The organism is Haloarcula sp. KBTZ06 (genome assembly GCF_048595605.1).
Taxonomy (GTDB): Archaea; Halobacteriota; Halobacteria; order Halobacteriales; family Haloarculaceae; genus Haloarcula; species Haloarcula hispanica.
This window is the reverse complement of sequence record NZ_CP184337.1, coordinates 2,135,876-2,154,559: the sequence shown is the minus strand read 5'-3', so window position 1 is coordinate 2,154,559 and position 18,684 is coordinate 2,135,876. Positions and strand designations below refer to the sequence as shown.

The following is an 18,684-nucleotide window of genomic DNA, read 5'->3' as shown; positions in this document are numbered from 1 at the left end:
CGGTGCAAAAAAATCTGCTGGCTACGTCGGGCGGCCGCGGCCTCAGCGGACCGATTCCAGCAGCAGGCGCTGTTCGACGCGCTTGACCTCGTGTTGTACGTCGCGGACGGCGTCGATGTTCGGCGAGATAGAGGTGACTCCCTCGTCGACGAGGAAGTCGACCATCTGGGGCTTCGAGGCGGCCTGGCCACAGATGCTCGTGGCGACGTCGTGCTCGCGGCAGGTCCCGATGACCTGGCGCATGAGTTCGAGAACGGCCGGGTGGAGTTCGTCGAAGCGGTCGGCGACGTTGCCGTTGTTGCGGTCGACGGCCAGCGTGTACTGCGTGAGGTCGTTCGTCCCGAAGGAGACGAAGTCGATACCGGCCTCACAGATGTCTTCGATGGACAGCGCGCTCGCCGGCGTCTCGACCATGACGCCCCAGTCGCGCTTCTCGGGGTCGATGCCGACCTCCTGCATCAGCGCCTTCGCCCGCAGGATGTCCTCGGCGTCGGTCACCAGCGGGAGCATCAGTTCGACGTTGTCGTAGCCGAGGTCGTACAGGCGCTCGAACGCCCGGAGTTCGAGCTTGAACTCGCCGGGTCGGTCAAGCGAGCGCCGGATGCCCCGATAGCCGAGCATCGGGTTGTGCTCGCTCGGCTCGTCTTCGCCGCCCTGGAGCTGGCGGAACTCGTCGGATGGGGCATCGAGGGTCCGGACGCGGACCGGGCGCGGGTAGAACGCCTCGGCAACCGAGCGGACCCCCTCGACGATTTCGTCGACGTAGGCGCGCTCGCCGTGGTCCTCGACGTAGCGCGAGGGCGTCTTGTCCGTCGAGAGGATCATGTGCTCGATGCGCAGCAGGCCGACGCCGTCGGCACCGGTCGCAGCCGCTCGCTCCGCGGCCTCCGGAATGGAGACGTTGACCTTGACTTCCGTTCCGGTCATCGGCTTGACTGGCGAGTGTGCCTCGACCGGCCCGGCATCCTCTTCCTCGCCGGTCGTCTCGGGAACCTTGGCCCCTTTCTCGACTGTGCCCTTGTCGCCGTCGAGCGTGACCGTTTCGCCGTCCCGGAGTTTCTGTGTCGCGTCCTCGGCACCGACGACGGCTGGAACGCCGAGTTCACGGGAGACGATGGCTGCGTGGCTGGTCATCCCGCCCTCGTCGGTGATGATACCGTTGGCGCGTTTCATCGCCGGGACCATGTCCGGCGTGGTCATCTCGGCGACGATGATGTCGCCGTCCTCGACCTTGTCGAGGTTGTCGAGTTTGTCGACGATGCGGACGACGCCAGTGACCCGGCCCGGCGCGGAGCCGATTCCGGAGAGCCGGACCGACTCCGACTGGCTCTCCATCGCTCCGCCGTCGGCGACACCCGATTTTGCCCCCGGCGGTTGACTCTCGGCTTCGTTGGCCGAGCCGGCGCTCCCTTCAGGATCGTCGATAGTGGTGATCGGGCGGGACTGCAGCAGGTACACCTCCCCCTCGTAGACCGCCCACTCCACGTCCTGTGGTGTATCGTAATGGTCTTCGACGCGCTCACCGATTTCGATGAGCCGGTGAATCTCGTCCTCCGAGAGGACGCGCTCGTTGCGCTTCTCCTCGGGGACGGAGCGCTCGATTGTCTCGCCGTCTTCTCCCCGAACACACATCACCTTCTTGTCGGCGACGGTCACCTCATCGATGGTGCCCGTCTCGCGGTCGACGATGTAGTTGTCGGGCGAAACCGCACCGGAGACGACCGCCTCGCCCAGCCCCCACGCGGCCTCGATGATGGCCGTTGGACCGCCGGTCGAGGGGTGGCTGGTGAACATGACGCCGGACTTCTCCGCGTCGACCATCTGCTGGACGACGACGGCGATGTCCACGGCGTCGTGGGCGAAGTCGTTCTCGTTGCGGTAGTAGATAGCCCGCTGTGTGAACAGCGAGGCCCAGCACTCCTTGACTCGCTGCAGGAGGTCCGCACGCGAGACGTTCAGGTACGTGTCCTGCTGGCCGGCGAAGGAGGCGTCCGGGAGGTCCTCGGCAGTTGCCGAAGACCGCACCGCAACGTCCTCGTCGCCCATCTCGTCGTATGCAGCCAGCAGGTCCTCGCGGACCGACGGCGGGGTGTCGGTTTCCAGGATCAACTCCTGAGCGCGTTCGGCTGCCTCGGCCAGCGCCTGCGAGTCGTCGCTGTCGACATCGACGGCCTCGAACAGCGGCTCGTCGATTCCAGTTGCTTCGATGAACGACCGATACGTGTCGGCGGTAACGACGAACGCCGACGGAACGGGCAGGCCCGCTCCGGTCAGTTCTCCGAGAGACGCCGCCTTGCCGCCGACCCGCGCCAGGTCGTCGGCACCGATTTCGTCGAGCCACAGTGTTGGCATGGACTCATTCGTACCATCTTCAACGACAATTAAGGATGTTCCGGTTGCAACCAGTGAGAGATCGCTCTTCACTCGATTTCGAGTGAATTAGGCGGTCAGGCTGCCGGTGCGGTGTGGACGGTCACGCTTCGATAATATCGTCGTCGTCAACAGCGGGGACAGTTACCGTGCCGTCCAATGCGGTCACGCCGCGACCGCCGACCCACACCTCGGTCCCGTCGGTATCGACTGACACCGTCCCGGGTCGGTCGCGGAAATGCCCGCCCTCGGCGATGATCTGTTCGACGGTGTCATCGAGCGCCCCGTAGCGGCGGACGAACGCCGCGCAGGCCCCCGATGCTGCCGCGCTTACCGGCTCTTCTGTCCGGCTCCCCGCGCGGAAGGCTCGCCCGTGGAACGTCGACCGGCGCGTTGCGTCGCCGCCAACGGTGTCGAAGGTGAACGGGTACACGCCGACTGCGTCCGCGCGGTCACAGAGCGAGGCGACGGCGGTCCCATCCACGGCGAGGGTGCTCAGATGCTCGAAGTAGTTGACCGGGACCATGAGCCACGACTCACTCGCGTCGGCTGTCACGAGCGGGAGGTCCGCACCCACGTCCTTGAGCGTGGCTTCGTCGAGTCCGAGCGCGTCCGCGACATCGCTGTAGGGGATATCGACCTCGGTGATGTCGGCCCGGCCCTGCTCGACCCAGACCATGCCGTTCGGTTTGGTTTCGATGGCGATTTCGCCTCCAGCTGTGGCGACCGTTAATTCGGCGGCGTCGACTTCACCACGCTCGTAGAGCGCCGCGTACGCGGCGATTGTCGCCGTCTCTGCCTGCGCCAGTTCCTCGGTCGGCGAGAAACAGCGAAGCCGGCGGTCGGCGTCTTCTGCCGGCAGGACGAACGCCGCCTCGGTGGCCCCCAGTTCGCTGGCGACAGCCTGCATCTGGTCGTCGGTCAGTCCGTCGGCTTCAGGGACGACGCCGGTCGGTGTGCCCGCCGTCGGCTCCGCGGCGAACGCGTCGACAAGCAACGCCTGTCGGGTATCCATGGCACGGAGTTGTGCTGACCCGCAGATAATCTTTTCCGGAGCTAGCCATCGTCGTCCGGTGATCGGTTCCGGTGAGACACGCAACAACGCCCGGGACGCGCCTGACGGACGACTTTAGTACAGGGAGCTATCACTGGAACGTATGAGTGAGGACGTCGACCTCCCTGAAAGCCACCCCCGCTACGAGTCGCTTCTGACCCGCCACCGTATCGAAGCGGGCGTCGACCACGGTATCACCTCCCGGCAGGGCCTCATCGCACAGGGCCGCGGCGAAGCCTTCGACTACCTGCTGGGCGAGCGCACCATCGACAGCGCCGACGACGCCGAGCGTGCCGCCGCGGCACACCTTCTGTCCGCCGAGCACGCCGTCGTCTCGGTCAACGGCAACGCCGCCGCCCTCGTGCCCGGCGAACTCGTCGAACTGGCCGAGGTGACCCGCGCAGACCTCGAAGTGAACCTGTTCAACCGGACCGAGGAACGCATCGAGGCCATCGCCGACTACCTTCGCGAGCACGGGGCGACGGACGTGAAGGGGCTCACCGCCGACGGGCGCATTCCCGGCCTCGACCACGAGCGCGCGAAGGTCGACGCCGACGGCATCGGCGCAGCGGACGTGGTGCTGGTGCCGCTGGAGGACGGTGACCGCGCCGAGGCGCTCGGCGAGATGGGCAAGACGGAACTCGTCATCGACCTCAACCCTCGAAGCCGCTCGGCTGAGGTGGCAACAGTGCCCATCATCGACAACATCATTCGCGCGATACCGAACATTACCGAGCACGCCCGCGACCTCCGTGGCGACCCGGACGCCCAGCAGGATGCCATCGACACGTTCGACGCCGATAGCGCCCTGACTGCCGCCGAGCGGACGATTCGGGAGGGTGACCTCGAATGAGCCTGCCGCCGTACATCTACGCCGACCGTCGGGTCCCCGACGAGGACACTGTCAGAGAGACGCTCGACCAGCGGACGATGACAGCGTTCGGCGATACCGAACGACTCGAACGGCTCCACCGGGTGTTCTATCCAGTGTTCAAAGTCGACTACGAGTACGAGACCGGCGAGGGGAAGCTGTTCGGCACGACGACGCGATCCGAGACCGCGTTCCTCGACGGTCTCTGGGCGGACAACGACCGGGCCGTCTCGCAGTACGTCGAGGACACTGATTCGGTGGTCCGCCGGCCGACGGGCGACTACGACTTCGGCCGCGACGACCCCGCGCTTGGCCGCTCCGTCCTGCTGCAGTTCCAGGTCACCGACGACGACGCCCGGTCGCTACTACCCCAGCGTGTCGCCGAGTACCGCGAGCAGCGCCACGACTCCGCCTCGGGCGCGGCGAACGTGTTCCTCCGGAAGCTTCGCGAGTCCTACGGGCTCCCCGGGGATTTCGACCCCGACGGATTCGACGGCGTGACCGGCATCGAGCGCCTGTATCTCCCCTTCTGGCTCGCCGAGTACCACTCGCCCGACAGCTCGGACGTCAAGCTCGTCACGTTCCGGGACCCGGACGCCCCGACCGAGGACCTGCAGCGCCACGGCTGGCTCGCGGAATTCCTCAGCGCCGAACCCCGACGGCTGGCCGAGTACGGCTACGAGGTCAACCCGGACCGCCTCGAACGGAACATCCGGGAGCGGATCGACCAGTCCGACGAATCCGGCACGGCCGGGATGGGCGGCGATTCTGGCTCCGACAGCACCGACGGCCCGCCCTCGATAAACCGCGAACGACCCTCGGACGACGGGACGGTGGTCCAGCCCGACGGCGTCGATATGCAAGCCGACGGGCTGGTCGACCCAAACCCGTCCCGGAGCTTCGCCGATGTCGGTGGGATGTCCGAGCTACTTGAGACGCTCAACCACAAGGTCGTCCGGCCGTTGCAGGACCCCAGCGCCTTCGAAGAGTACGGCATCGGCGTCGTCAACGGCGTCCTGCTGCATGGCCCGCCCGGCTGTGGGAAGACACACGTCGCAGGCGCACTCGCGGGCGAGGTCGACCACGCCTTCATCGAGGTCACGCCCGCCGACGTGACCAGCAAGTACATGGGCGAACCCGCACAGAAAGTCGAGGAACTGTTCCAGATCGCCCGCGCGAACGCCCCCTGTATCCTCTTCATCGACGAAATCGACGGCATCGCCGGCGCACGCGACGGCGACAGCAACATGAACAGCAGCGAGCAGCAACTGGTCAACCAACTGCTCACCGAACTCGAAGGGATCGCCGACGAGGACGTGGTGGTGCTGGGCGCGACGAACCTCGTCGAGGACGTGGACGACGCGATCCGCCGCTCGGGCCGGTTCGACGAGCGCGTGGAGGTCCCGCCGCCGGACCCCGCGGCGCGAACGCAGATTCTGGAGATTCACCTCGCCGGCCGGCCGACAGCGGCCGACATCGACCTCGGCCCCGTCGTCGAGGAGACGGCCGGCTTCGCGGCCAGCGACATCGAACTCCTTGCCGAGGACGCCGCCCGAAAGGCGTTGCGGGCCGACGCCCCGATTGGGACGGACCATCTGCTGCAGGCCGCCACAGAGACCGACACCAGCATCCCGGACTGGGTCGACCCCGAGATGGTCGCCGAGAACGGCGTCGTCCAGCCCGACGGCGTCGACCTGCAGGCCAGTTCGCTCGTCGAGACTGACGCCGGACGCGACTTCGCCGACGTAGGTGGGATGGGTGAACTGAAGGACCGACTTGAAGACACGGTCCTCGATCCGCTTGAGAACGCCGAGGAATACGAAACGTACGGCATCGACGTGCTTTCCGGCCTGCTGCTGTACGGTCCGCCCGGCTGCGGGAAGACCCACCTCGCCGGCGCGCTCGCTGGCGAACTCGACCACAGCTTCGTCGAGATCAGTCCCGCAGACGTGACTAGCAAGTGGATGGGCGAGCCGGCCCGCAACGTCGCCGAGGTGTTCGAGGTGGCCCGCGCGAACGCGCCCTGCGTGCTGTTCATTGACGAAATCGACGGCATCGCGGGCTCGCGGCGCGGGTCGATGAACACGAGCGAGCAGCAACTGGTCAACCAACTGCTCACCGAACTCGAAGGCGCGGCGGCCGACGACATCGTCGTGGTCGCCGCGACGAACTTTGTCGAGGACATCGACACGGCACTACGGCGCTCGGGCCGCTTCGACGAGCGCGTGGAAGTCCCGCCACCGGACGCCGAGGCTCGCAAACAGATTCTGGAGATCCACCTGCAGGACCGGCCCGTCGCCGGTGACATCGACTGGGACGCCATCATTGAACCGACGGCTGGCTACGCCGCCAGCGACCTCGAACTCGTCGCCGAGGACGCGGCGCGGCACGCCCTGCGAGACGGCTCGGAGATAACACAGGAGCATCTCGAAATCGCCGTCCGGGAGACCCATTCGAGTATCGCCGACTGGGACGACCGGGAGCGCTATCAGGGGGCTGAAGGGACCGCGGACCTGGGGCTTGGGTCCTGAGGCCGGGTCACTCTAGCCCTTCGTCGAGCGCCGCAGCAACCCGCTCGATGAAGGCCGACGACTCGACGAGTGCGCCCGCGGCCTCGATGTCCTCGTGGATGGGTCGGTCCGCCGTTAGCTTCGGGACCACTGCACGGACGGCGTCGTAGGCCTCGGCCGACCCGACGCCCAGTTCGAGGGCGTCGTCGACGAAGTCGGCGGCTTGCGCCCCACAGCACAGCTCGACGCCGAGAATCGCGGCGGCGTTTCGGGCTGCTTTTCGGGCCAGATAGGCCGACTGCGCGCTCATGCTGACGTGGTCCTCCTGATTGCCGCTGACGGGCGTGTTGTCCATCGAGGGCCGGCCGAAGGACCGACATTCGTTCAACAGTGCGGCAGCAGTGTACTGTGCGATCATGTAGCCCGACCGGACGCCGCTTCGCTCGGTGAGAAACGGCGGGAGGTGTGGCTCCTGCAGATTCGGATTGAGCATCCGGTCCGTCCGGCGCTCCGAGATGGCCGCGAGTTCGGTGAGCGCGTTCGTCAGATAGTCGAGGCGCATGGCGAGTACCGCGCCGTGGAAGTTCCCGCCGGACAGCACGCCCGCGCTGTCGGAGCCGGAGGCCCGGTCCCCCACCGCCTCACGGGGGAACACCAGCGGATTATCGGTCGCGCTGTTGAGTTCCACCTCGACGGCCTCCCGGAGGTGGGCGACGGCATCGCGGACCGCGCCGTGGACCTGCGGCAGACAGCGCATCGCGTAGGCGTCCTGCACGCGGTCGCAATTGCGGTGAGACTCAACCACGTCGGAGTCGGCCGTCAGCCGCCGGATGTTTCGCGCGCTCGCGGCCTGGCCGGCGTGGGGCCGGACGTCGGTGATGGCTTCGTGGGACGGTACTGTCGAGGAGAGGGTCACCTCCGTCGTGAGCGCACCGGCGATGTCGGCGGCGGCGACCAGCCGTTCCGCGTCGGCGAGGAGGAGTGCGGCCACGCCGACGGTCAGTTGTGTCCCGTTGATGAGCGCCAACCCCTCCTTGGCCCGGAGCGTCACCGGTTCGAGGCCGACTGCGTCGAGCGCCTCGTCGCCGGGGAGTCGGTCCCCCTCGACCTCGGCTTCTCCTTCGCCGATGAGGACCAGCGACATGTGGGCGAGCGGCGCGAGGTCGCCGCTCGCGCCGAGGCTGCCCCGCGACGGGACGACCGGGTGGACACCAGCGTCGAGCATCGCCACCAGCAGATCGACGACGGACTCACGGATGCCTGAATACCCCTTCGCCAGCGTGTTCGCCCGTGTGACCATCATCGCCCGGACTTCCTCGGTCGTCAACTCCCGTCCGACCGCGGCGGCGTGGCTCCGCAGTAGGTTCCGCTGGAGGGCATCGAGGTCCTCGCGTGGGATGCGCTCGTCGACGAGGTCGCCGAAACCGGTGGTGACGCCGTACACCGCCTCGCCGCTGTCCAGCACGCTCTCGACGCGCTCGCGGGACTCGCGGATTCGCTCGCGGGCGGTGTCGGCAACGGTGACGGTCGCGCCGTTCCGGGCGACAGCGACCACCTCGGCGGGCGTGAGCGACTCGCCGTCGAGGACAACTTCGGCGGTCATGGTTGCATATCCCGAGCGTATGACTCATGCGTTGGGGTGCTGACGACCGAGCCGTCTTTCAGGACGGTGTCGACGACGTTGGTCCCGTACTGGTAAGGAATGTGGACGTGACTCGGCGCGGCAAGGACGGCGACGTCACCGGGCGTACCCTCGCGGAGCGTCCCCAGCCCATCGGTCCTGTCCAGCGCGAGCGCGGCGTGTTTCGTTCCAGCGACCAGCGCTTCAGCCGGTGGCAGCCCCATCTCGACGCAGGCCAGCGACAGCGCAAAGCCCATGCTGTGGCTGTGGCAGTTCGGATTGAAATCCGTCGCCACCGCGACGGGCGCACCCCGGTCGCGGAACGCCGTCGCGTCCGCGTACGTTGCGCCGAGACCGAACGCCGTTCCGGGGAGCAACACCGGCGTCACGGCAGCGTCGACAAGCGCGTCGATGTCCTCGCCGGTCGCGTGCAGGAGGTGGTCGGCACTGGCCGCGCCCACGTCCGCCGCCAGCTGCGTCCCGCCGATGTGGGCCAGTTCTTCGGCGTGGACCTTCGGTGTCAGCCCCGCGGCCGCGCCTGCTTCGAGGACCCGTCGGGACTGCGAGACCGAGAACACCCCTTCCTCGCAGAACACGTCGCAGAACTCGGCGATGCCCTGCGATTCGACAGCCGGAAGCTGCTCGTCGACGACCGCCGCGGTGTAGTCGTCGGCGTCCCACCCCTCGGGAACAGCGTGTGCGCCCATGAACGTCGGGACCACGTCGACGGGATGGACGTCGTCGGCCCTGTCGATAACTCGGAGCATCCGTAGCTCCGTCTCCGTGTCGAGTCCGTAGCCGGACTTCACCTCGACTGTCGTCGTCCCGTGAGCGAGCATGGTGTCGAGATGGGCCAGCAGGTTCGACAGCAGCGTTTCCTCGTCGGCGTCCCTGACCGCTCGGACCGTTCTGAGGATGCCGCCGCCTTCGGCGAGGATGTCCTGATAGGACTTCCCGCGCAGTTTGGCGGCGAACTCGTCCGAGCGGTCGCCGGCGAACAGCGCGTGGGTGTGGGGGTCGACGAAGCCCGGAACGACGGCCTGACCGTCGGCGTCGACAGCGTGGTTGGCACTCTCCGGCGGGTATTCGGCGGTCACCTCCGCGGTCGGACCGACAGCGGCGACAGTGCCGTCCACGATGGCGACTGCGCCGTCCTCGTAGGTCTCCAGTCCGCGGCCGTCCGCCGCCGGGCCCGCGACGAGTTCGGACGCGCCGTAGACCACCGCATCGAGGGTTGTCATCGGTCACCTCCCAGGCCACTGAGGAAGTGTGCGACGGCGCGGGCACCGGCGCGGGCGGTCCGGTTCCCGGCGTCCAGCGGCGGCGCGCACTCGACTATCTCGAAGCCGGCGATACGGTCGTCGGACGCCATGCGGCCCAGCATCCGGAACAATTCTCGCGTCGAGAGGCCGCCCGGCGTCGGCGCGCTCACGCCCGGCGCGGCTGCGGCGTCGAGCACGTCGAGGTCCAGACTCACGTAGACGGCGTCCACGTCGCCGAGCGCGGCGAGCGCATCGTCCACCGCGCCGGCAGGGTCGCCGGCCACCGACGCCGGCGGCAGGACTGTCCCGCCCTGCTCGGCGAGGTAGTCGTGGTACGCTGTCGAGGTTTCGAAGTGGCGCGCGCCGACAACGGCCAGTGCGTCGAGGCCTGCATCGTGGAGCTGTCGGTACGGCGTCCCGCTCGTCGGCTCGTCCCGAACGGCGCGGCAATCGAGGTGGGCGTCGAAGCTGACTGCGCCGACCGTTTCGTGAGCCAACAGCGGCGCGGCGTTCGGGAACGTCAGTGAGTTGTCGCCACCGAGAAACACCGGCACTGCGCCCGTTGCGTGAATCTCGGCCGTCATCGAGCGGACAGCGCTCTGGACCCGTTCGACGCCGCCGGCCGGAATCTCGATGTCGCCGAGGTCGGCGACCGAGCGGACCGGTCCGCGTTCGATGTGATGCGTCTTCGTTCCGCCGAGTTCGCGTCGGAGAGCCGCCGGGCCGGCACGCGCGCCCGGCCGTCCGATGACGGCCCCGTCGTACGGCTCGCCCACCAGCACCACGTCGTACTCGGCAGCGGTCGCGAGTGTGGCCGTTTCGACGACGTCACCGAACTGCTCGTCGTTCGGGTCGTCGGACGAGCCGGTCCACGGTGACGGGTCTGTCAGGTCGGTCATTGGTCGCGGTTGCGGTCACGCATCGGGACCGCGACGTTGTTCTTGTCGGCCATCTCCTGTGCGATTTCGTAACCGGCGTCGGCGTGGCGAATGACGCCCATCCCGGGGTCGGTCGTGAACACACGGCGGGCCTTCTCGGCTGCGAGATCAGACCCGTCGAGGACGACGTGGTTGTTCGTGTGCAGGGAGTTGCCGATGCCGACACCGCCGCCGTCATGGACGCTGACGATGTCCGCGCCGGCGGCGCAGTTCAGCAGGGCGTTCAGAATCGGCCAGTCGGCGACGGCGTCAGTCCCGTCTTTCATCGCCTCGGTTTCGCGGTGTGGCGAGGCGACGCTCCCGGCATCTAGGTGGTCCCGCGTGACGACGATGGGTGCCGTAATCTCGCCGTCGGCGACAAGCTCGTTTATACGGAGCGCGAGGCGAGTGCGCTCGGTCAGCCCATCCTCGGTCGCGTACCCCAGCCAGCACACTCGCGATGGCAGGCCCTGGAAAGACACCTGCTCTTGGGCGAGGTCGATCCAGCGATGGAGGTCGTCTTTCTCCGGGAACAGCTCTTTGACCGCGTCGTCTGTCCGGTGGATGTCCGCGGGGTCGCCCGAGAGCGCGGCCCAGCGGAACGGTCCTTTGCCCTCACAGAACAGCGGGCGGATGTACGCGGGAACGAACCCCGGGAAGTCGAATGCTGTGTCGAGGTCGCGCTGGTCCTCGACCTGCCCCCGGATGTTGTTGCCGTACTCGAAGGCGATGGCTCCCCTGTCCTGCAGTTCCAGAATGCCTTCGACGTGGCGCTTCATCGTATCGAGACTCTCCGCGACGTACGTCTCGGGGTCGCGTTCGCGGAGCCGGTCGGCTTCCTCGACAGTGTAGCCAGCGGGGTAGTACCCTTCGAGTTCGTCGTGTGCGCTCGTCTGGTCGGTCACTACATCGGGGACGAACCCCATGTCCAACATCTCCGCGAGCATGTCCGCGGCGTTCATGTGGACGCCGACGCTGTAGGGCTCACCGTTCGCCGCGGCCGTCTGTGCGCGTTCGATGGCCGTCGCGAGGTCGTCGGTTTTCTCCTGGCAGTACCCCGTTTCGATGCGCCGGTCGATACGGTCCTCATCGACTTCGGCCGCGAGACAGACGCCGTGGTTCATCGTCACCGCGAGCGGTTGCGCACCGCTCATTCCGCCGAGGCCGCCGGTGACGACAATCTTCCCGCGGAGCCCGTCGTTGTCCGGGTAGTGTTCCCGGGCGAGCGCGGCCAGCGTCTCGTAGGTCCCCTGGATGATGCCCTGCGTGCCGATGTAGGCCCACGAGCCGGCAGTCATCTGGCCGTACATGATCTGTCCCTTCGCTTCAAGTTCGTGAAAGTGCTCCCAGGTGTCCCACTTGCCGACGAGGTTCGAGTTCGCGATGAGGACGCGCGGGGCCTTCTCGTGGGTCTCGAACCGACCGACCGGCTTGCCGCTCTGGACGAGGAGGGTTTCGGTGTCGCCGAGTTCACGGAGTTCGTCGACGATAGTATCGTAGGCGTCCCACGACCGGGCCGCACGCCCCGTCCCTCCGTACACGACTAGCTCCTCCGGTTTCTCGGCGACTTCGGGATCGAGGTTGTTGTTCAACATTCGGAGCGCGGCCTCCTGTCGCCACCCTTCACACTCGATGCCGGTGCCGGTGGGTGAACCCTGGTACTCGCGCCACTGTTCCGAGGGCGTCCCGACGTCGTGGTCGGTGTCTGGGGAAGACTGCTGTGCCATACCACACCATTAGTGGAGAACCGTGTTAGCAGATCGTCACCGTTCGGAACTGTTTTTATATATCCTTGTGCACCGCTAGCTATGTACGAAGTACTGTTCCGTGTCTACGGCGACGGGGCCTACGAGGCGGCAACCGACGGGACCGGCACCCGCATCGAGCTGTGGTGTAACGACCACAGCGACCTTCTGCACGTTAGCGGCGGGGACGTCGGGGACGTTATCGAGCAGGTGCGCACCACCGTCGGTATCGGTGAGCGGCTGGAAAACGGCGACGAGCAGGTGCTGGTCACTGAGGAGTGTCTGAAAGCACAGCTCGACAACAACGTCGAGCGCTTTCTGGCGAACGAGGGCTGTCTGCTGGTCCCGCCGCTGAAATACGCCAGTGGCGGCAAGCTCGTCCGGGCACTCGGTCTCAGCCCCGACGCACTGGCCAGAGTGTACCAGTCCCTGGCAGGACAGTTCGACGTTACCGTCGAATCGAAACGTGAGATTACTTCCGTAACGCCGGACGCACCGCTTTTGACCGTCGATGCTATGCTCCCCGATCTGTCGCCGCGGCAGCGTGAGGTGTTCCTGACGGCCTACGAGCAGGGGTACTACGAACTGCCCCGCGAGACGACAACGGCGGCTATTGCGGAGCAGGTGGGCGTGGAGCGCCGAACCGCGGAGGACCACTTGCGGCGGGCGGAAAAGAAACTGGCTGAAGCGCTGGTCGAATACCTATAGGAGGCCCAGCGCAGCGAGAGCGTGAGTAATGCCGGCGATGAGCGGCACGAGAAGCACCGTCCGCATGATGAACAACGCCACGAGGTCCCGAAACCGGATGGGGACGTCACTGAACATGTCCATCATCATCGGGCCGACGCTGGAGAAGAAGATGAGTTGAGAGACGGCCAGCACGCCGACGAAGAACTTTGCCTTCGTCGCTGTCTCGCTCACGAGCAGGACGGGGACGTACATCTCGGTGATACCGACGATGGTCGCCGGCGCGACCACCTCTGCGTTCGGGATTCCAAGCGCAGCGATGACCGGCGTCAACGGGCGACCCAGAATGTCGAAGACTGGGGTGTGTGCCGAGAGCAGCGTCGCGGCGAGTCCAACAGCGAGGATGGTTCCCAGGATGAGACTGGTGAGCTTCAGGCCGTCGACGAAGCCTCGTTTGGCTGCCTGTGCGAACGTCTCGCCGTCCTTGGCCTTGCCGACGGCCTCGCTGACCGCCAGCCGGACGTAATCCGACGGCGTCCCGGAGAAGGCGAGTTCCGGGTCGGGTTCAGCGATGTACTCCTCGGGAATCCTGGAGATAGGCGGCACCCGGACCAGAATAACGCCGGTGACGACGACACAGAAGAAGTACGCCCCGAAGATGAGCGGGAACTTCGGGAGCATCCCGAGCGTGGCGGCGACGACGCCGACGAAGCCGATTGACACCGTCGAAAAGCACGTCGCGATGGTAAACACGTCGCGCTTGTGGTAGCCGCCGTCTTCGAAGACATTGCGGGTGACGTACAGGCCGACGCTGTAGGAGCCGACCCACGATGCGAGACTGTCCAGTGCGGCCCGCCCCGGGACCTTGAACAACGGTCGCATTATCGGCCTCGCAAGCGTTCCGACGAACTCCAGCCCGCCGAGTTCGACGAATATCGTGATGAAAATGGCCCCGATAGGGATGATGACGCCGACGCTGTACACCAGCGTCCCCCACATCAGCCCGCCGGTGCTGGGTGTGTGGAGCCACTCTGGACCGAGTTTGAAGAACATCACTGGCGCGACGAGCACGCCGGCGACTCGGAGCGCCCAGAAGACTCCCGAGGTTTCGAAGGATGACAGGTCGTACCCCGCGACCTCGCCGTCACTGGCCATCGCGAGCGTCGTCAGTATCCCGCCGGCGAGGATGATCGCCAGTGAGTAGACGCCGATGACGTTCGGGAACGCCCCGGTTATGTTGCTGACGACGATGTCGAACGGGACTGTTACCTCGCCCTGGTACGGGACCGGCAGAAGAAAGAACACCCCGCCGATGAGAAACGCGATCAGGAACTTCAGCACCGGCCGCGTTTCGTATTCGTGCAGGTCGATATCGTCGATGTCTCTTGCCGCCGGTTCAGTGTCGACCGTGTACGTGTTGCCTGTTTCGGTAGACATTAGCACACAATACTCTCATTTGATAGTTAGTCCTGAAACCACCGCGTGGAACCATTTTTATTACTGCCTTCCACGCCAGCGGCCGTGCGCGAGATTCAGCAAACAGACGAGGCCATCAGAACGACTATGTACCACCAAAGAATATCACTAGGTGGTATGAGCGATTCAGATTCATTCGAACAGTTCAGCGACGTTGGCGAAGCAGAGGTCACACGCGCAATCGGGCAGGAGTGGACCGAGGAGTTCATGGACTTCTCGGACTCCGATGTCATCATCGTCGGCGGCGGCCCATCGGGGCTGATGGCCGCAAAGGAACTCGCCGAGCGCGGCGTGCAGGTGATGGTCGTCGAGAAGAACAACTACCTCGGCGGCGGCTTCTGGCTCGGCGGCTTCCTGATGAACAAGGTTACCGTTCGGGACCCGGCCCAGCAGGTGCTCGATGAACTCGACGTCGACCACAAGCAGTCCAAGGACAGCGAGGGCCTCTACGTCGCTAACGGGCCGGAAGCGTGTTCCGGCCTCATCAAGGCCGCCTGCGATGCCGGCGCGAAGATGCAGAACATGACGGAGTTCACCGACATCGTCATCCGCGAGGACCACCGCGTCGGTGGCATCGTCATGAACTGGACGCCAGTCCACGCGCTGCCACGGGAAATCACCTGCGTCGACCCCATCGCCGTCGAGGCTGACCTCGTCATCGACGCGACGGGCCACGACGCGATGGCCGTCAAGAAACTCGACGAGCGCGGCGTCCTGAACGCGCCGGGCCTCGAAGACGAAGCCAGCGGCATGGACCAGACCGACGACGACACCTACGGCGCACCCGGCCACGACTCGCCCGGTCACGACTCGATGTGGGTCGGCGAGAGCGAGGACGCCGTCGTCGAACACACCGGCCTCGCCCACGACGGCCTCGTCGTCACCGGTATGGCCACCGCGACCACCTACGGCCTCCCGCGCATGGGGCCGACGTTCGGTGCCATGCTCGTCTCCGGCAAGCGCGCCGCGCAGGTCGCGCTGGACGAGCTGGAAGTCGACGCCGAACCGGTCGATGTCACGAGCCGCGACGCCGCATCCCCTGCTGACGACTAACGCCCTCCCTTCTCTGTAGGTCGTTCCTGTGGCGCGATGCAGTTCTCAGGGTTTTCCTGCGACTGACGCTGTAAGCGAGTGGGCTGGGAGGCAGCGACAGGCCAGCACGAAGCCGACGCTGTCTGTGACCGGTCATACCCACTGGGCGGGGTCTGTCACCACCAGCGCCTCGGTCGCGCCGGGCTGGAACTCGTAGGGAACCGACTCGAAGCGGGTCGTGAGGCCCGCGTCTTCGACTCGGTTGCGGACAGGGTCGACGAACGCCGAGCGACTGCCATCTAGGGAGTGCAGCGGAAACACCCGGACCTCGGTGCGGGCGACGCGGGCCAGTTCCAGCATCGCGTCAGCGTGAAACTGCTCGTCCAGACGGTCATCGTAGAGAAAGAGGAGATTCGCCGACAGCACAATATCGAACGCGTCCGACTCGAAAGGGAGCTCGGGCAGGCCAGCCTGGACGTACCGGCCGGGATGTCGCGCGTAGTCTGCCAGAAACCGCTCGGCGGCCGCCCTGAGATACCGGCCCCGTGTCGCCGGGTTGCCGTACTCGCTCCAGACGAAGGCCTCGCGTTGTGCCTGCAGTTGGGCCACCGTCTGTTCGACGGCGTCATGACAGATTGTTTGTAGGTCAGTGACCGTCCGGCCGTACATCGGATCGACTGCGACCACGCTGTTGGCCAGCGTGCTCGCGACAGCGGTGAACGACCCCGGCCCGCCCGGACAGTCCAGCACCGAGTGGCCCCCGAGCGACGACGGGTCCAGCCCGAACAGCCGACAGTACTCCGCAAACGTTCGGCCGAGGAACCGGAACTCCTCTTGTACTTCAAATGCGTCTGCCATTATGGACACTTCTATACACTAGTGTATAAAAACACCCATGGTACCGATACCGTCCCATAGCTACTGGTTTGAAATCTGTCCACTTATATAGATAATAAGGGACCAAATGTGCGGTTATATTTGCATTATTTGTGCTATAGCGGCGCTAATATCGCATAAATGCCAACAATTATGGTAGCATGGAAACATCATGTTAGTAATTATCAACCAATGTCTGAAAAGATGCAGCGGACCACCGACCAGAGCGCCGAGGAGTCAGCCACCCGGGCGTTTACCGTCCAGCTCTGGAGCAGGCGGCCGGTCTGTGGGCCGCGAACAACGGCTATTGACCGATTTACCGAACTCAACGCGGCCGGGGTCATCGACGAGTTCACCGTACAGACCTGGCCCGAGGAGGTTCCGATGGCACAGGAGCAGGGCCACGGTGACGTGCTGGCCACCGTCGACCGGTACGAACAGTGGGCCGAGGAACACGGACTGAGTCTCCGACCGCCGTTCGAAACGCGAACGTCTTCGTTGCTGGTCGGCGGGAGTACAGAGGTGCTCCGACTGCCGATGCTTGTCGCCGCCGCCTACGCTGACGATGACCTCGTCGGGGTGTACCCATGTACCGACGACGGAACGACGTGGTCGGTCATGGACCTCATCGACGCCCTCACCGAAGAGAGTCCAGAACTCCCCCACGAAACAGGATCGTAGCTCACTCCAGCGACGGGCAGTCTGTCGCTGAAGTGGGCGACGCCGACACCGGTGAACTCGAATCGGGCGCCGCCCTCACCACCCGGTATCAAATCCGCCGGGCCCACGAGACGTAAACGGTATTACTCGGCGATACCACCGGCCAATATATGGAGTCTGTCACACTGTATCGCGCGCCGACCACTGTCGCCGATGCTGACGCTATCGCCGACTGGCTGGACGCCCGTGTCGATGCGACTGTCTCTGTCCGCGACCGGTTTCTCGCCAGCCACGGCGATTCGGCCCTGGCGGAGTCGTTCGCCGAGGCGCGCGTGCTCTCGCCCTATGACCGCGAGACCGGCAACACGATGCTGGGTATCGATCGCTACGAGGAGCGCGCCCTCGACTCGCCCGAGCGGGCCGGCGGCGTCATCTACGACGGCCTGGCGGTCCAGCGCGCCCTCGGCGACCGACTGCCCGACGCCGAGCGCTCGCTCGACCACCTCCACGTCCCGCTGCTGGACCGCGTCGTCGGGACCTGGGGCGACCACGACGGCCGCTGGCACAAGCGCGTAAACATCCTCGGGCAGTCCGCAATCGTCTCGGTACCGGGACTCTACGAGGCCCCCGCAAAGCCCGAGCAGTACTACAAGGAACAGCAGAAACACGCCCTGTTCGGGGGCGGCGCACCGCCCCGAGAAGTGCTGGAAAACGAAGTCGAGGGCGAGTTTCTCGTCGAGGACGACCCGCGGACGACCGACGCTATCAAGGGATACGTCCTGCAGGCGTACCACTACCTCGACACCGGCGAGGCCTTCTGCGACGACGAGGGCTGTCGACTCCACAACCCCCACCGACAGCCCGGCGTCGTCGACGCCCAGTTACGGGGCACCGAGTTCTGTCCCCGCCACGCCGAGCGCTATCGGCGCTAGACCGTCGGACCGAAGTCGTCCATGACGGCGCGGACGAGTTTCGCCTCGGCGCGCTGGAGGTGGTCGCTGACCGTCGCGGGGGCACACCCCAGCTCGGCGGCCACGTCCTCGTGGGTCGCACCGCGAGGCCGGTCGTAATAACCCAGGGCGAGGGCCGTCCTCACGGCCTCGCGCTGACGCTCGCTGAGTTTGGACGACGGCCGCGCCAGTCCGTCGCTGACGGCGCTGATGCTGTCCAGCCGGACGTCGATGGGTTCGGGAGCCTCGTCGAGGGCGTCCTGCAGCGGCCCCGCTTCGCCGACCACGCGGCAGGAGACCGTGCCGTCGCGATAGATGAGCGGCTTGAGGACAACGAGGCCGAGACGAGTGCCAGCGTCGTGTATCGCGCCGAACATCGGCATCGACAGCGGCCGGTTCTCGACGAGTGCGTACGTCCGTCGCCGCTTGGCCCCCAAGAGCGTCACCGATTCGACGCCGGGCGTCGAGGGCGCGCGGTCGACGAACCGGGTCGCGTCGCCGTCGATGGCGAACAGCACGGTATCACACCCTTCGGGGGTGCGGTTCCAGTCGACGATGCGCGACTCCTCGATTTCGGGGTCGTTCGCCAGCAGGTCGAAGAACTCCGGCGCGTAGTCGGGCGGTATGCGAGCGGTGACCCGGAGGTGTTTCAT

Annotated in this window: 15 protein-coding genes; 6 read left to right on the top strand and 9 right to left on the bottom strand. The window is 66.1% G+C overall.

What is annotated here, in order from left to right; all coding sequences use genetic code 11:
- Positions 1-42: 42 nt before the first annotated feature.
- Both ppsA and ACNO8S_RS11255 read right to left on the bottom strand, forming a co-directional pair.
- Positions 43-2,352 carry a phosphoenolpyruvate synthase gene (gene ppsA, locus ACNO8S_RS11260; RefSeq protein ID WP_014041022.1) on the bottom strand — a complete coding sequence of 770 codons (2,310 nt, stop codon included), beginning with the start codon at positions 2,350-2,352 and terminating at the stop codon, positions 43-45.
- A 121-nt stretch (positions 2,353-2,473) separates the two neighbouring features.
- Positions 2,474-3,385 (bottom strand): PhzF family phenazine biosynthesis protein, encoded by a 912-nt coding sequence (locus ACNO8S_RS11255; protein ID WP_420181920.1) that lies wholly within the window; start codon positions 3,383-3,385, stop codon positions 2,474-2,476.
- 142 nt (positions 3,386-3,527) lie between these two features.
- On the opposite strand from ACNO8S_RS11255, the gene ACNO8S_RS11250 reads away from it, so the two are divergent.
- Together ACNO8S_RS11250 and ACNO8S_RS11245 are read left to right on the top strand one after the other, a co-directional pair.
- On the top strand, positions 3,528-4,277 hold the full coding sequence (locus tag ACNO8S_RS11250; protein ID WP_420181919.1) for a 4-phosphopantoate--beta-alanine ligase: 750 nt from the start codon (positions 3,528-3,530) through the stop codon (positions 4,275-4,277).
- Positions 4,274-6,826 (top strand): AAA family ATPase, encoded by a 2,553-nt coding sequence (locus ACNO8S_RS11245; protein WP_420181918.1) that lies wholly within the window; start codon positions 4,274-4,276, stop codon positions 6,824-6,826. The genes ACNO8S_RS11250 and ACNO8S_RS11245 overlap by 4 nt, the downstream gene beginning before the upstream one ends.
- 7 nt (positions 6,827-6,833) lie before the next feature.
- Here ACNO8S_RS11245 and hutH read toward each other — a convergent pair whose 3' ends face one another.
- From hutH to hutU, 4 genes are read right to left on the bottom strand one after another with little or no spacing between them, the layout of a single operon-like run.
- On the bottom strand, positions 6,834-8,408 hold the full coding sequence (gene hutH, locus ACNO8S_RS11240) for a histidine ammonia-lyase (protein WP_420181917.1): 1,575 nt from the start codon (positions 8,406-8,408) through the stop codon (positions 6,834-6,836).
- Positions 8,405-9,667 carry an imidazolonepropionase gene (gene hutI / locus ACNO8S_RS11235; RefSeq protein ID WP_420181916.1) on the bottom strand — a complete coding sequence of 421 codons (1,263 nt, stop codon included), beginning with the start codon at positions 9,665-9,667 and terminating at the stop codon, positions 8,405-8,407. The genes hutH and hutI overlap by 4 nt, the downstream gene beginning before the upstream one ends.
- Positions 9,664-10,587 (bottom strand): formimidoylglutamase, encoded by a 924-nt coding sequence (gene hutG, locus ACNO8S_RS11230; RefSeq protein WP_064288883.1) that lies wholly within the window; start codon positions 10,585-10,587, stop codon positions 9,664-9,666. The genes hutI and hutG overlap by 4 nt, the downstream gene beginning before the upstream one ends.
- A complete protein-coding gene (gene hutU, locus ACNO8S_RS11225; RefSeq protein ID WP_420181915.1) occupies positions 10,584-12,332 on the bottom strand; it encodes a urocanate hydratase in 1,749 nt (582 codons plus the stop codon). The genes hutG and hutU overlap by 4 nt, the downstream gene beginning before the upstream one ends.
- A gap of 81 nt (positions 12,333-12,413) precedes the next feature.
- Here hutU and ACNO8S_RS11220 point away from each other — a divergent pair, with 81 nt between their 5' ends.
- Positions 12,414-13,058 carry a helix-turn-helix domain-containing protein gene (locus ACNO8S_RS11220; RefSeq protein ID WP_014041014.1) on the top strand — a complete coding sequence of 215 codons (645 nt, stop codon included), beginning with the start codon at positions 12,414-12,416 and terminating at the stop codon, positions 13,056-13,058.
- On the opposite strand, the gene ACNO8S_RS11215 is transcribed toward ACNO8S_RS11220, so the two are convergent.
- A complete protein-coding gene (locus tag ACNO8S_RS11215; RefSeq protein WP_064288885.1) occupies positions 13,053-14,474 on the bottom strand; it encodes a YjiH family protein in 1,422 nt (473 codons plus the stop codon). The two genes, ACNO8S_RS11220 and ACNO8S_RS11215, sit on opposite strands and share 6 nt — an antisense overlap.
- 156 nt (positions 14,475-14,630) lie before the next feature.
- On the opposite strand from ACNO8S_RS11215, the gene ACNO8S_RS11210 reads away from it, so the two are divergent.
- Entirely contained in the window at positions 14,631-15,566 is a 936-nt protein-coding gene (locus ACNO8S_RS11210) for a sulfide-dependent adenosine diphosphate thiazole synthase (protein ID WP_008312519.1), read from the top strand.
- 132 nt (positions 15,567-15,698) lie between these two features.
- Here ACNO8S_RS11210 and ACNO8S_RS11205 read toward each other — a convergent pair whose 3' ends face one another.
- Positions 15,699-16,403, bottom strand: a complete 705-nt coding sequence (locus ACNO8S_RS11205; RefSeq protein ID WP_014041011.1) for a class I SAM-dependent methyltransferase — start codon at positions 16,401-16,403, stop codon at positions 15,699-15,701.
- Positions 16,404-16,613: 210 nt separating this feature from the next.
- Here ACNO8S_RS11205 and ACNO8S_RS11200 point away from each other — a divergent pair, with 210 nt between their 5' ends.
- Together ACNO8S_RS11200 and ACNO8S_RS11195 are read left to right on the top strand one after the other, a co-directional pair.
- The gene (locus ACNO8S_RS11200) at positions 16,614-17,102 is read left to right on the top strand and encodes an HTH domain-containing protein (RefSeq protein WP_044951969.1); all 489 of its coding nucleotides are present in this window, start codon (positions 16,614-16,616) and stop codon (positions 17,100-17,102) included.
- A 149-nt stretch (positions 17,103-17,251) separates the two neighbouring features.
- Entirely contained in the window at positions 17,252-18,013 is a 762-nt protein-coding gene (locus tag ACNO8S_RS11195) for a DUF7001 family protein (RefSeq protein ID WP_420181914.1), read from the top strand.
- Here the strand turns inward: ACNO8S_RS11195 and ACNO8S_RS11190 are convergent.
- Positions 18,010-18,684, bottom strand: a complete 675-nt coding sequence (locus ACNO8S_RS11190; protein WP_420181913.1) for a helix-turn-helix domain-containing protein — start codon at positions 18,682-18,684, stop codon at positions 18,010-18,012. The genes ACNO8S_RS11195 and ACNO8S_RS11190 overlap by 4 nt on opposite strands.

Bases quoted from the DNA above. Each gene is read 5' to 3' on its own strand.
- ppsA (WP_014041022.1), bottom strand. From the start codon at position 2,352: ATGCCAACACTGTGGCTCGACGAAATCGGTGCCGACGACCTGGCGCGG.
- ACNO8S_RS11255 (WP_420181920.1), bottom strand. From the start codon at position 3,385: ATGGATACCCGACAGGCGTTGCTTGTCGACGCGTTCGCCGCGGAGCCG.
- ACNO8S_RS11250 (WP_420181919.1), top strand. From the start codon at position 3,528: ATGAGTGAGGACGTCGACCTCCCTGAAAGCCACCCCCGCTACGAGTCG.
- ACNO8S_RS11245 (WP_420181918.1), top strand. From the start codon at position 4,274: ATGAGCCTGCCGCCGTACATCTACGCCGACCGTCGGGTCCCCGACGAG.
- hutH (WP_420181917.1), bottom strand. From the start codon at position 8,408: ATGACCGCCGAAGTTGTCCTCGACGGCGAGTCGCTCACGCCCGCCGAG.
- hutI (WP_420181916.1), bottom strand. From the start codon at position 9,667: ATGACAACCCTCGATGCGGTGGTCTACGGCGCGTCCGAACTCGTCGCG.
- hutG (WP_064288883.1), bottom strand. From the start codon at position 10,587: ATGACCGACCTGACAGACCCGTCACCGTGGACCGGCTCGTCCGACGAC.
- hutU (WP_420181915.1), bottom strand. From the start codon at position 12,332: ATGGCACAGCAGTCTTCCCCAGACACCGACCACGACGTCGGGACGCCC.
- ACNO8S_RS11220 (WP_014041014.1), top strand. From the start codon at position 12,414: ATGTACGAAGTACTGTTCCGTGTCTACGGCGACGGGGCCTACGAGGCG.
- ACNO8S_RS11215 (WP_064288885.1), bottom strand. From the start codon at position 14,474: ATGTCTACCGAAACAGGCAACACGTACACGGTCGACACTGAACCGGCG.
- ACNO8S_RS11210 (WP_008312519.1), top strand. From the start codon at position 14,631: ATGAGCGATTCAGATTCATTCGAACAGTTCAGCGACGTTGGCGAAGCA.
- ACNO8S_RS11205 (WP_014041011.1), bottom strand. From the start codon at position 16,403: ATGGCAGACGCATTTGAAGTACAAGAGGAGTTCCGGTTCCTCGGCCGA.
- ACNO8S_RS11200 (WP_044951969.1), top strand. From the start codon at position 16,614: ATGTCTGAAAAGATGCAGCGGACCACCGACCAGAGCGCCGAGGAGTCA.
- ACNO8S_RS11195 (WP_420181914.1), top strand. From the start codon at position 17,252: ATGGAGTCTGTCACACTGTATCGCGCGCCGACCACTGTCGCCGATGCT.
- ACNO8S_RS11190 (WP_420181913.1), bottom strand. From the start codon at position 18,684: ATGAAACACCTCCGGGTCACCGCTCGCATACCGCCCGACTACGCGCCG.